Consider the following 12,128-nt stretch of genomic DNA (forward strand, 5'->3'; position numbering starts at 1 on the left):
CGAGGGGCCCTCACCCACCATGTCCGAGCAGCAACTGCCCGACTGGGCCGACCCGTCCGTCTCCCCCGCCGCCCTGGACCCGCAGGGTGTCTCCCGACGTCAACTCCTGCGCCGTGCGGGCCTGTTCGGCGCCGCCTTCGCCGCCGGCTCCCTGGCGACGCCCGCAGTCGCCGACAGCCGAGGGCTCGGCGGCAACGACCCCCGCCTCGCCTATCTCGTCGGCGACCACCACGTCCACTCCGTCTACAGCCACGACGCGAAGTACACCTTCGACCAGGTCGTTCAGGCGGGCGCCAAGTACGGCCTCGACTGGCTGGTGTTCAACGAGCACTCCAACTTCGGGCACGCCGAGTTCGGGGCGCAGCTGGAGCACCAGGAGATCCTCAAGGCGCGGGCCGCGAACCCGCGTCAGCTGATCTTCCAGGGCCTTGAGTGGTACATCCCCGGCGCCGAGCACTGCACGGTCTTCGCGGCGCCGGGCCCACACGAGGTCGACATCCTCACGAAGTTCGAGCTCGCCTACGACGGCAAGCTGCTCGGCTACGACAAGGGCGGCCCGAACCACCCGGACACCCCACGCAACGAGGCGCACGCCGTCAAGGCCATCAAGTGGCTGGCCGAGCAGCGCCGAAACGGCTACGTCGACGACGTGCTCGTCCTCGCCAACCACCCACTACGCCTGGGCATCGACTCCCCGCACGAGATGCGCAACTGGCGGGACGCAGCCCCCGAGATCATGATCGGCGTGGAGGGCGCACCCGGCGCCCAGGGCGGCGCCATCCCCGGCTGGCGCGGTCCGACCTCGATCCGCGGCGAGTACGAGAACAAGCCCTCGGAGAACTCCTGGCCCGGCTATCCGGCGGACGCCTACGTCACGTACGGCGGCTTCGACTGGATGACGGCCACCGTCGGAGGCCTGTGGGACGCCATGCTCGCCGAGGGCAAGCTGTTCACGATCACCACCAACTCCGATGTGCACCGGGTGGTGTTCGACACCTGGAAGAACGGCGACTGGCTCCCCGGCCAGAACTTCGACAACACCGGCCGCCTGCCCGACCCGGTGAACACCACCGAGCCCCAGCCCGGCGGCGACTTCTGGCCCGGCCAGTTCAGCCGCACCCACGTGGGCGTGACCCGCTACGGCTACCGCTCGGTGATGGCGGGCCTGCGCGCGGGCCGCGTCTGGCTCGACCACGGGCATCTGCTGGACGGCCTCGAGGTCCGCGTGAAGCGGGACCGCGACTTCGGCCGCGGCGTGACGCTCGGCGGCCGACTGCGGGTACGCAAGGGCGAGAAGCTCACCCTGTACGTCACCGTGACGACCGCCTCCCGCCCCAACCCCCAGGGAATCCTCCCCGAGTTGGCCCACCTCGACGTCATCCGCGGCGCGGTACCCGGCCCGGCGACCGACCGCGACAACTGGCGCGCCCCCGACACAAAGGTCGTGCGCGCGTTGGACGTAACGGGCCGCAAGGGCACGTACACCTTGCGCATTCCGCTCACAGCGGGCGACGAGTCCTTCTACGTACGTCTGCGGGGCAGCGACGGCAACCGCAACGCAACGGGCTATCTGGGGGCGGCAGTTGACCCGCACGGTCCGATCCCGCACGAGCCGGGGAACGGCGATCCGTGGGCGGACACGTGGTTCTACTCGAATCCGGTGTTCGTGGACGTGGTGGGTACGCGTTAAAGCGGGCGCCCGCTAATAGGGGCGCGGGGCTGTATCAATTTGCGGCTCCGCCGCGTGGGCGCGACCAGCCACAGCGGGCCCCGTAAGGGGCGCGGGGAACTGCGCGACCAGCCACAACGGGCCCGCAGCTTTGAACCGCGCCCCAAGCGGAGCGCTTACGCGTAAAACCGAGAAAGACTCTGCAGCACAGCCGCCGGTTTGGCCCCACCCTCGATCTCGATCGTCCCGTCAACCGTGATCTGCACCCCACCCGGCACGTCCGCGACCTCCGCCAGCTTCCCGACGAGCCGGATCCGCGACCCGACCTTCACCGGCGAGGGGAACCGCACCTTGTTCAGCCCGTAGTTGACCTTCGTCGAGACGCCCTCGACGTCCAGCAACTCGGTGAACAGCGGGATGAAGAGGGAGAGCGTGAGGTAGCCGTGGGCGATGGGGGCGCCGAACGGGCCCTCCTTGGCGCGCTCGGGGTCCACGTGGATCCACTGGTGATCCCCGGTGGCGTCGGCGAACGTGTTGATGCGCTCCTGCGTGACCTCGATCCACTCACTGGTACCGAGGTCACTCCCCGCAAGCTTCTTGAGCTCGTCGATGCCGTTCACGGTGATGCTCATATGCCGTTCCTTAGCTAAGAGTTGGAAGAGTTGGTCCCGTACCGCTTACGGACCCGGGACTTCAGCAGCTTGCCGGAGGCGGTCCGCGGGAGTTCCTCCGCGAGTACGACCGACTTGGGGATCTTGTACTTGGCCAGGCGCCCGGCCAGGGAGGCGAGGACTTGGTCCGGGTCGAGCTCCACGTCCTCCCGCGGCACGACGACCGCCCGCGGCACCTCGCCCCACTTGTCGTCGGGCACGCCGATGACCGCGCACTCGACGATGTCCGGATGGGCCAGGAGCAGGTCCTCGATCTCGGCGGGATAGACGTTCTCGCCACCGGAGATGATCATGTCCTTGATGCGGTCGACGATATAGACGTAGCCGTCCTCGTCGACCCGCGCGGCGTCCCCGCTGCGGAACCAGCCGTCGCTGAAGGTGGCCGCGGTCTCGTCCGGCAGCCCCCAGTAGCCGGGCATGACATGCGGCCCGCGTACGACGATTTCACCGGTCTCGCCGACTTCGACCGGCGCCATATCGGGCCGTACGACACGAACGTCGCTGAAGAAGTGCGGCACGCCGGCCGAACCCGCCTTGTCCAGCGCGTGCTCGGCGTCCAGGAAGAGCGTGCCGGGCGATGCCTCGGTCATGCCGTAGCCCTGGAGGAAGGTGAGCCCGCGCTCCTGGTACTTCGCGATCAGCGGGGTCGGCACCGGGGAGCCGCCACAGGTCAGGATCCGCAGCGACGACAGGTCTGCGTCGGCCCAGCGCTCGTGCCGCGCCACCTGGTCGAACATCGTCGGGACGCCGAACATGAAGGTGATCCGGTGCCGTTCGATCAGGTCGAAGGTGGCGGCCGGCTCGAAGGCCTCGACCAGGACGCAGGTGCCGCCCTTGAGCAGGACCGGCAGGGTGAGCATGTTCAGGCCGGCCGTGTGGAACAACGGGGCGGAGACCAGGGCGCGTTCTTCGGCGATCAGGTCGTGGTCGATGAGGACGTTGACCGCGTTCCAGGTCAGATTGCCGTGGGTGAGCATCGCGCCCTTGGGGCGGCCTGTCGTCCCCGAGGTGTACATGACGATGCAGGTGTCGTCGGCGCCGACGGGTTGGTCGATCGGCTCGGCGGACGCCTCGGCGATCAACTCCTCGTAGTCGGCGCCGACTTCGACGTACGACCGCACATCGGTACTGCCCGGCATTCCGGCCACGAGCCCGGCATGGGAGGGCCCGTAGACGAGCGCCTTGGCGCCCGAGTCCGCGAGCTGGTAGGCGATCTCGGGCCCCGCGAGACGGGTGTTGAGCGGCACGAAGACCGCGCCGAGCGTGCCCGCCGCGAACAGCGTCTCCAGGTAGGAGGGGTGGTTGGGGCCGAGGTAGGCGACCCGGTCGCCACGTCGGATCCCGGCCGCGCGCAGGGCGTGTGCGAGGCGGGTGGTGCGCTCGTACAGCTCGGCGTACGTCACCTCGGTGTCGTGGTGGATCAGGGCGGTGCGGCGGGGTGTCTTGCGGGCCCGGCGTGCGGGCCACGACCCCAGTCCCTCATTGCGCATCGGTAGCCCCCTACGGCTTCGTCAGTCCGAGCAGCCGGGCCGCGTTCTCCTTGAGGATCTTCGGCTTGACCTCGTCCTTGATGGTGAGCTTCTCGAAGTCGGCGAGCCAGCGGTCCGGGGTGAGGACCGGGTAGTCGGAGCCGAACAGCACCTTGTCCTTGAGCAGCGTGTTCGCGTACTGCACGAGCTGCGGCGGGAAGTACTTCGGCGACCAGCCGGACAGGTCGATGTGCACGCCCGGCTTGTGGGTGGCGACCGCGAGGGCCTCGTCCTGCCAGGGGAAGGACGGGTGCGCCAGGATGATCTTCAGGTGCGGGAAGTCGGCGGCGACGTCGTCCACGTGCAGAGGGTTCGAGTACTTGAGCCGGATCCCGCCCCCACCGGGCACTCCGGCGCCGATGCCCGTCTGGCCCGTGTGGAAGAGGGCGATCGTGCCGGTCTCCTCGATCACCTCGTACAGCTCGTACGCCACGGACCGGTCATTGGGGAAGAAGCCCTGGATGCTGGGGTGGAACTTGAACCCCTTCACCCCGTACTCCTCGACCAGCCTGCGGGCCTGCTTCACGCCCGCCTTGCCGCGGAAGGGGTCGATGGAGGCGAACGGGATCAGCACGTCCGGGTTGGCTGCCGCCGCTTCGGCGACCTCCTCGTTCGCGATGGGCTCGGTGCCGGTCGCGGACTCGGCGTCGACCGTGAAGATCACGGCGGCCATCTTCCGCTCGCGGTAGTACGCGGCCGTCTCCTCGATGGTGGGCTTTCGCTTGCCCTCGACCTTGAAGTAGGCGGAGGACGCGTCGTGCAGGTCGTCATCCAGCGAGGACTTGCCCTTGGAGGAGACCTCGGCGTGCGTGTGGACGTCGATCGCGACGAGTTCCTCGACGTTGAGGGTCGTCATGGTTCACGCCTCCGGGAACTTCGGCGCGGGGACGCCCACGGTCTGCGGCTCGGCGCCCAGTGAGGTGGGCCAGGCGTCGGCGAGGGTGTCGGGGGCCCAGCCTCCGTCAGCGTACGCCGCCTTGATCTCCTGCGGATGGGACCACAGGGTCACCTTGTCGCCGCCGATGCCGATGGCCTGCCCGGTCACACCGCGGGCGGCCTCGGAGGCGAGGAACGGGATCAGTGCGGCGCAGTCCTCGGGGGTGCCGAAGCCCTCGCCCTTGCGCAGGAAGTCCGGCAGCGGCTCGCCCTGCTTCATGGCCTCGATGTAGGGGGCGAAGGCCGGGATGGTCTCGGTCATCGCGGTGGCCGCCACCGGCACGATCGCGTTGACGGTGATGCCCGCGCGGCCCAGTTCCATCGACCACGTACGGGCCATGGCGGCGATGCCCGCCTTGGCGGCGGAGTAGTTGGTCTGGCCGAAGTTGCCGCGCTGCCCGGCCGGGGAGCCGACCAGGATCAGCGTGCCGCCCTCGCCCTGCTCGCGCATGCGCACGGCGGCGGCGCGGGCGCAGGTGAAGGTGCCCTTGAGGTGGGTGGTGATCACCGCGTCGAAGTCCTCGTCGGTCATCTTCCACAGGACCCGGTCCCGGAGGATGCCGGCGTTCGTGACCAGGATGTCGAGGCGCCCGAACTCCTCCACGGCGCGGGCGACAAGCCGGTCCGCGGCCTCGGACGTACCGACCGGGACCACCTCGGCGACCGCGCTGCCACCGGCTGCGGTGATCGCCTTGACGGCCTGCTCGGCGACGGCCTCGTCCACGTCGTTGACGACCACGGAGGCGCCTGCGGCGGCGAGAGCGTGCGCGTAGGCGAGGCCGAGGCCACGGCCGGAGCCGGTGACGACGGCCACCTTGCCGGTGAGATCGATGCTGGGCACGACGGGGTCCCTTCGAGAAGCGGATGCGGCTGCGAGTCGAGTCAGAGCTGCGGCTACGAGATCGAAGCTAAGGACAATAATTGTCGACGTCAATAGTTGTTGCGAGCCGAGTCGTGCGCCATGCTGTGAGCACCACGCACACCCGCCCCCGTCCGGGGCCTCGACCAGGGAGCCCGCCATCGCCGGCCAGCAGCACGCGACCAACCCCGACGCCATCGACGCTCAGGAGCCATGGATGCGCGGGCTGCACTCGGACACCGGCTATCTGCTGTACCGGATCGGTCTGCGCTCGGGACAGCTGTTCAACGCGTTCCTCCAGGAGTCCGGGCTGCGGCTGCGCCACTACGCGCTGCTGCGCTACCTGACCACGACCGAGGGCGCGCTCCAGCGGGAGCTGAGCGCTCGTCTGGGATACGACCCGAGCGCGATCGTCGGCCTGGTCGACGACCTGGAGAAGCTCGGTTTCGCCGAGCGCCGCCCCTCGCCAGACGACCGCCGAAGCCGGATCATCGTCCTGACCGAGGACGGCCGGGCGTTCCTGCGCGACTCCCACGAAGCGGGGCGACGCGCGACGAACGCCCTGCTCCACCCCCTCGACCCCGCCGACCGGGACACGCTGCACACGCTTCTGCAACGGATAGCAGAGTCCGAACTCGGCTGAGTCCGGGACGAGACGAGCCGGGAGGACCCGATGACCGTACGCTCGGCGCCCGACCGCCTCCTCTCCGTACTCTCCGCCTTCGACCACGACCACCCGGCGCTCTCCCTCACGGACATCAGCCGCCGGGCCGGGCTCTCCCTCACCACCGCCCACCGCCTGGTGGGCGCGCTCAGCGAATGGGGCGCCCTGGAACGCGACGCATCCGGGACGTACCACGTGGGCCTGCGCCTATGGGAGGTCGCGGCACTGGCACCCCGCGGCCTGGCCCTGCGACAGATCGCGCTCCCATATCTCGAGGACCTGTACGAGGCCACACACGAAAACGTGCAGATGGCGGTGCGGGACGGCGACGAGGTCGTCTACATCGAGTGGATCTCCGGGCGCTCGGCGGTCGGCGTGCACATCCGGGTGGGCGCCCGCTGGCCACTGCACGCCACCGGGGTCGGACTCGCGCTGCTCGCGTACAGCGACGCGGCGTCCCAGGAGGCGTACTGCGCACAGCCGCTGGCCGTCTTCACCCCGCACACCATCGCGGAACCGGCCACCCTGCGCCGCGTACTGGCCGAAGTGCGGCGCTCCGGCGTGGCGGTGAGCAGCCGTCAGGTCACCGAGGACGCCCTGTCGGTGGCCGCTCCGGTCCGGAACGCGGACGGCTCCGTCATCGCGGCCGTCTCCGTCGTGGTCCCCGAACGCGACGCCCAGATACCGGCGTTGATCCCGGCGGTACGGCTCGCTGCCCGCGGGATCTCACGGGCACTGGGCTGGCAGCCGGACCCGGGCAAACAGCCGACCCAGGCCACCAAGTGACCAGGCCGCCCCTTCCCGAAACCGGGGGCTGCGCCCCAGACCCCCGCAAGGGGGTGGGGGTGACACGTCGTGTCGCGGCTGCGGGTCCGTCGTGGCTGGTCGCGCAGTTCCCCGCGCCCCTGAAAAGCCTGCGGCTGCCCGCACCCCGAAAAGCACGCGCCCCGGGAAAGCCCGCACCCCAACGCTCCCGCAGCCTCCCCCCGGCGGGAGGGGCCGTGGGCCGGTGCGTCGTATGCCCGTCGCTTAGGTTCTGTCTCGGAGAACCAGGACCCTGTACCAGCTCCGGGTCGTACGCCCGGCCTGCGACGGGCTGACGCACCGGCCCACGGCCCCGCACCCACCACCCACCCAGGGGCGCGGGGAACGGCGCGACCAGCCACCACGAACCCGCACCCGCCCCACCGCCGGAGGCACCCCGCGGGGAACGGCGCGAGCAACCACAACGCACCCGCAGCTACCCCGCGCCACCCAGCGGAGCGCTCACGCAGAGCTACTGGTGTGGGCACTCGCCACGTACCTCACCGACGCCCCCGCATGCCGCGCCGTGCCCACGCAGCTCAGCCACCCACCCTCGGACGTGGGCGTCACCGTCCACCGCGCACTGAGCCGACCACCCGCGGAGACGAAATCCGCGTTCACCGGGCCGAGCGCCTGCACGCTCCAGTCCCCCGGGGCCCGGAGTTCGAGCCCGGCAGCCGTCCACGGCCTGGCGGAGCCGTTCGCGAGGGTGGCCGTCACCGTGAACCCGTCGCCGCGTGCGGCCACGTCGAGCGTCACCCCGAAGGGCTTGCGTTCGTACCGGTCCACCCACGACGAACGCATCAGCCGCACCAGCGCGTCGGCCTCGGCGGGCCGCTTGTCGGCGATGTCGTCCCGCTCGCCGGGATCCCTGGCGAGGTCGTACAGCTCGACGTCCCACTGGTCGTCGGGCGCGTTGCGGTCCTGCCCCGGCGCGAACCGCACCGCCTTCACGTCGCCGCGCCGCAGCGCCTCGGCGAGCTGCCGGCCCCGGCCCTGGTCGATGGCGTTGGCGCCCGGGCTCTGGCCGTTGTGGTTGCGGTAGAAGTACAGGTGGTCATGGCGGGCAGCGTCCGTGCCACCACGCAGCAGCGGGGCGATGGACAGCCCGTCGACGTCCGCCGGGGCGGGCGCGCCCGCGAGCTCGGCGAGGGTCGGCAGCAGGTCGGTGAGCGGAGTCGGCCGGTCCGTGACACCGGACGGAACACGCTTCGGCGACCAGGCGATGAGCGGGACGCGGATACCGCCCTCGTACAGATTGCGCTTGATGCCGCGCAGTCCACCGCTCGCGCCGAAGAGTTCGGGGTCGGTACGGCCCTCCTCGTGCGGGCCGTTGTCGCTCGTGACGATCACGACGGTGCGCTGGGCTATGCCGAGGGACTCCAGCCGGTCGGTGACCTTGCCGACGAGGGCGTCGAAGTTGCTGACCTGGGCGGCGTGCAACTTGTTGGGCCGCGACCAGGGGCTGGCGCCGTACGCCCCCATCTCCGGCGCGCGGCTCGGCGCGTGCGGCAGGGTGGGCGTGAGGCAGAGGAGGAAGGCCTCGTCCTTGTGCGCGTCCATGAAGTCGAGGGCGCGGGCCTCGAGGAGGTCGGGGGCGTAGGCCCGTCTCGCCCCGTCCTCGTTCTCCGGGATCTGCTCCCGCTCGTCGTTCCGCCACAGGTACGACGGGTAGTAGTCGTGCGCGTGCCGGTGCGAGATGTAGCCGTAGAACTCGTCGAAACCACGGGCGTTGGGGTGGCTCGGCTGGTTCGGCTCCTCGGGGCCGAAGCCCCACTTGCCGATCAGCGCGGTGCGGTAGCCGCGGGCGTGCAGTGCCTCGGCGAAGGTGAAGTCGCGGTCGGTGAGGGCGGCCTGGCCACCGGGCCCCCACGGATTCTCGCGCACGGTCGCATGGCCGCTGTGCAGTCCGGTGAGCAGGGAGCAGCGTGAGGGGGCGCAGACCGGGGCGGCCGCGTAGGCGTCCGTGAAGCGCAGGCCCTCGGCGGCGAGGGCGTCCAGGCGCGGGGTGCGGATCAGCTTCTGGCCGTACGCTCCGAGCTCGCCGTATCCGAGGTCGTCCGCGAGGATCACCACGAAGTTGAGCCCGTTCGCCGGGGATTGGGCGGCGGGCATGACGGGGGCCTGCGGAAGTGCGTCGGTGGACGGGGTTGTGGCCGACTCGCAGGCCGTGGCCGCCCCTGTGACGCCGAGCGCGACTGCGGACCCGGCGAGGAAGCGACGGCGGCTGGGCATACGTGTTCTCCTGTGCGTGGTCAGTGAGCGTGGTGTGCGGCGTTCGTGACCCATGAGGAAGATGAGGAAAGGGATACTCGGGCCACAACGCGGCACACGGTAGGAAGTCAGAAACGGCCCGAAGGTTCCCACCATGCGAGGCTCGGCTTGATTTTTTTGATGCACGGCTCGATCACGCCGTCTGATTCGCGTCTCGTGGCTCGTTCCTTCTGCTCCACGCCCCCCGGCGCGCCCACTGATCCACGCGGACGATATCCCTCTCACCGGCAAGGACGCGCACCGGGGCCCGCTCGGCACTGGGACGGCGCATGCGCGAAGAGCCGCATATGTCCGCTCAGTCCTGGCCCACTCCCATCATCGCCCCCCCTGCGCACGGCAATTCCGCCCCGACAGCCCCAACTGACGAAACGATCCTGACCGTTGACCCGGTCCCGCCCCAATCCCGCCCGACGCCACCCCGACGAAGGCCCCGGTCCCTGTGACCGGGGCCTTCGTCGCCCGGGCGCCCGCTCCTCCCTCTCGTTCAGGGTGTGAACTCCGCTCCCCCGCAAGCACTTTCTCTGCTTTATCTCTTGACGACTGGAGTTACAGGGAGCAAATTGTCGGCGCGGCTTCATTGAGAGCGCTCTCAATGAAGGATCCCCACCCGCTTCCCCACCCGCACCCGCACCCCCACTGCGAACGAGGTACCCATGAGTGGATCTCACAGCAAGCGCAAAACTCGTCGGCATTGGCTCATCGCCGTACTGAGCACGCTGGGCCTGGCCGCCGGCGCCGCGGCGATCACCCTGCCCGCGAACGCGTCGCCGCCCCCGCCCCCGTCAGGCTGGACGGAAGTGTTCACCGACGACTTCAACGGCGCCGCGGGCACCGGCGTCAACCGCGACAACTGGCAGTACGCCACGGGCACCAGCTACCCCGGCGGCCCCGCCAACTGGGGCACCGGCGAGATCGAGACGATGACCGACAGCACGGACAACGTCGCCCTCGACGGCAACGGCAACCTCCGCATCACGCCCCGCCGCGACGCTTCCGGCAACTGGACCTCCGGCCGCATCGAGACCAACCGCACCGACTTCGAGCCGCCCGCCGGAGGCAAGCTGCGCGTCGAGAGCCGGCTCCAGACGCCGAACGTCACCGGCGCCGCGGCCAGGGGCTACTGGCCCGCGTTCTGGATGCTGGGCGAGCCCTACCGCGGCAACTACCAGAACTGGCCGATGGTGGGCGAGCTGGACATCATGGAGAACACCCAGGGCCAGAACACGGTGTTCGCCACGATGCACTGCGGCACCGCCCCGGGCGGCCCCTGCAACGAGAACACCGGCATCGGCAGTTCCACCGCGTGTCCCGGCGCGGCATGCACGGCCGGCTTCCACACGTTCGCCATGGAGTGGGACAGGTCGAGCGACATAGAGGAGATCCGCTTCTACGTCGACGGCGACAACTACCACACGGTGCGCGAGAACCAGCTCGACGCGACGACCTGGACCAACGCCACGGACCATGGCTTCTTCATCATCCTGAACGTCGCGATGGGCGGCGCCTTCCCGAACGCGTTCGGCGGCGGCCCGGACGCCGCCACGGAGCCCGGCCACCCGATGGTGGTCGACTACGTGCAGGTACTCCAGTCAGCTAGCTGACACCAACGCCACTTCTGGAAACCCCCCACAAGGGGCGGGCCGAACGGCCCGCCCCTTCTCCGTGTCCGCGCACGATCTCCGGCCGGGAATCCCCGGGCGCCGGGCGTGGTTGATCCCACGCGGTCGCCATGTCGCTGCACGACAATGGAGATCCAGGACGCGAAACGGACGGAGCTGGCGCAGGCCATGAAGATCGACCTGACCGACACCACGGCAAGCAAGATCAACAAGGCCCTCGTGGAGGGCCGCCGCGCCATCGGCACCCCCGCCGTGGGCATGGTCCTGACGATGGTCATCGTGACGGACGAGGAGAACGCGTACGACTCGATCAAGGCGGCCGAGGAGGCCTCGCACGAGCACCCCTCGCGCACCCTGGTCGTCATCAGGCGCGTCTCCCGCTCGCCCCGCGACCGCACGAAGTCCCGCCTCGACGCCGAGGTGCGGGTCGGCGCGGACGCGGGCACCGGCGAGACGGTCGTGCTCCGGCTGTACGGGGAGGCCGGCGACCACGCCGACTCGGTGGCCCTTCCGCTGCTGCTGCCGGACGCGCCCGTCGTCGTGTGGTGGCCGGTGGACGCCCCCGAGGTGCCCGCGAAGGACCCGCTGGGGGCGCTGGCCCAGCGCCGGATCACGGACATGTACGCCGTCGAGGCCCCGCTCGTCGCCCTGGAGCAGCGCGTGGCCTCGTACGCGCCCGGCGACACCGACCTCGCCTGGACCCGGCTGACTCCGTGGCGCTCGATGCTGGCCGCGGCCCTCGACCAGGCCCGTGCGGAAGTGATCTCGGCCGCCGTCGAGAGCGAGGCCGACAACCCGAGCGCCGAGCTGCTGGCCCGCTGGCTGGAGGCCCGGCTGCGGGTGCCGGTCGAGCGCGTGGTCACGCCCGGCCCTGTTGTCACGGGTGTACAGCTCGGCACCGTGAACGGCGAGATCCGTATCGACCGCCCCACGGACCCACTGGCCACCCTCTCCCTGCCCGGCCAGCCCGCACGCACCCTCGCCCTGAAGGTCCGCCCCACCTCCGAGTTGATCGCCGAGGAACTGCGCCGCCTGAACGCGGACGAGATGTACGCGATCGCCCTGCGCGGTGGCGGCAAGGCGGGGAGCGCCCGTGTCTGACA

At 70.3% G+C, this 12,128-nt stretch carries 9 protein-coding genes and 1 pseudogene; 5 read left to right on the forward strand and 5 right to left on the reverse strand.

Going from position 1 to position 12,128, the window contains the following annotated elements; genetic code table 11:
- Positions 1-19: 19 nt before the first annotated feature.
- Positions 20-1,690, forward strand: a complete 1,671-nt coding sequence (locus tag ACYVO6_RS41655; RefSeq protein ID WP_461070818.1) for a PHP domain-containing protein — start codon at positions 20-22, stop codon at positions 1,688-1,690.
- Positions 1,691-1,845: 155 nt separating this feature from the next.
- Here ACYVO6_RS41655 and ACYVO6_RS41660 read toward each other — a convergent pair whose 3' ends face one another.
- From ACYVO6_RS41660 to ACYVO6_RS41675, 4 genes are read right to left on the reverse strand one after another with little or no spacing between them, the layout of a single operon-like run.
- Positions 1,846-2,301: a MaoC family dehydratase gene (locus ACYVO6_RS41660; protein WP_461070820.1), complete on the reverse strand. Its 456-nt coding sequence runs from the start codon at positions 2,299-2,301 to the stop codon at positions 1,846-1,848.
- A 14-nt stretch (positions 2,302-2,315) separates the two neighbouring features.
- Positions 2,316-3,830 carry an o-succinylbenzoate--CoA ligase gene (gene menE / locus ACYVO6_RS41665; protein ID WP_461070822.1) on the reverse strand — a complete coding sequence of 505 codons (1,515 nt, stop codon included), beginning with the start codon at positions 3,828-3,830 and terminating at the stop codon, positions 2,316-2,318.
- Positions 3,831-3,840: 10 nt separating this feature from the next.
- Positions 3,841-4,725, reverse strand: coding sequence for an amidohydrolase family protein (locus tag ACYVO6_RS41670; RefSeq protein WP_461070824.1), 885 nt, complete (start codon positions 4,723-4,725; stop codon positions 3,841-3,843).
- A gap of 3 nt (positions 4,726-4,728) precedes the next feature.
- Complete coding sequence (locus ACYVO6_RS41675; RefSeq protein WP_461070826.1) at positions 4,729-5,646, reverse strand: SDR family NAD(P)-dependent oxidoreductase; 918 nt, start codon at positions 5,644-5,646, stop codon at positions 4,729-4,731.
- Between the two features lie 235 nt (positions 5,647-5,881).
- Between ACYVO6_RS41675 and ACYVO6_RS41680 the strand changes: the two genes are divergently transcribed.
- Both ACYVO6_RS41680 and ACYVO6_RS41685 read left to right on the forward strand, forming a co-directional pair.
- Positions 5,882-6,307 carry a MarR family winged helix-turn-helix transcriptional regulator gene (locus ACYVO6_RS41680; protein ID WP_461070828.1) on the forward strand — a complete coding sequence of 142 codons (426 nt, stop codon included), beginning with the start codon at positions 5,882-5,884 and terminating at the stop codon, positions 6,305-6,307.
- Between the two features lie 30 nt (positions 6,308-6,337).
- Positions 6,338-7,114, forward strand: coding sequence for an IclR family transcriptional regulator (locus ACYVO6_RS41685; RefSeq protein ID WP_461070830.1), 777 nt, complete (start codon positions 6,338-6,340; stop codon positions 7,112-7,114).
- Positions 7,115-7,594: 480 nt separating this feature from the next.
- Here ACYVO6_RS41685 and ACYVO6_RS41690 read toward each other — a convergent pair whose 3' ends face one another.
- The gene (locus ACYVO6_RS41690; protein ID WP_461070832.1) at positions 7,595-9,367 is read right to left on the reverse strand and encodes a sulfatase-like hydrolase/transferase; all 1,773 of its coding nucleotides are present in this window, start codon (positions 9,365-9,367) and stop codon (positions 7,595-7,597) included.
- A gap of 692 nt (positions 9,368-10,059) precedes the next feature.
- Between ACYVO6_RS41690 and ACYVO6_RS41695 the strand changes: the two are divergent.
- A pseudogene (locus tag ACYVO6_RS41695) lies at positions 10,060-10,998 on the forward strand (glycoside hydrolase family 16 protein); the annotation flags it as partial.
- 195 nt (positions 10,999-11,193) lie between these two features.
- Positions 11,194-12,126 carry a glucose-6-phosphate dehydrogenase assembly protein OpcA gene (gene opcA, locus ACYVO6_RS41700; protein ID WP_461070879.1) on the forward strand — a complete coding sequence of 311 codons (933 nt, stop codon included), beginning with the start codon at positions 11,194-11,196 and terminating at the stop codon, positions 12,124-12,126.
- Positions 12,127-12,128: the final 2 nt, after the last annotated feature.

Source organism: Streptomyces pseudoechinosporeus, assembly GCF_054783935.1.

Excerpts from the sequence above, each read along its gene's own strand:
- menE (WP_461070822.1), bottom strand. The coding sequence starts at position 3,830 with ATGCGCAATGAGGGACTGGGGTCGTGGCCCGCACGCCGGGCCCGCAAG.
- ACYVO6_RS41660 (WP_461070820.1), bottom strand. The coding sequence starts at position 2,301 with ATGAGCATCACCGTGAACGGCATCGACGAGCTCAAGAAGCTTGCGGGG.
- ACYVO6_RS41655 (WP_461070818.1), top strand. The coding sequence starts at position 20 with ATGTCCGAGCAGCAACTGCCCGACTGGGCCGACCCGTCCGTCTCCCCC.
- ACYVO6_RS41685 (WP_461070830.1), top strand. The coding sequence starts at position 6,338 with ATGACCGTACGCTCGGCGCCCGACCGCCTCCTCTCCGTACTCTCCGCC.
- ACYVO6_RS41690 (WP_461070832.1), bottom strand. The coding sequence starts at position 9,367 with ATGCCCAGCCGCCGTCGCTTCCTCGCCGGGTCCGCAGTCGCGCTCGGC.
- ACYVO6_RS41680 (WP_461070828.1), top strand. The coding sequence starts at position 5,882 with ATGCGCGGGCTGCACTCGGACACCGGCTATCTGCTGTACCGGATCGGT.
- ACYVO6_RS41670 (WP_461070824.1), bottom strand. The coding sequence starts at position 4,725 with ATGACGACCCTCAACGTCGAGGAACTCGTCGCGATCGACGTCCACACG.
- opcA (WP_461070879.1), top strand. The coding sequence starts at position 11,194 with ATGAAGATCGACCTGACCGACACCACGGCAAGCAAGATCAACAAGGCC.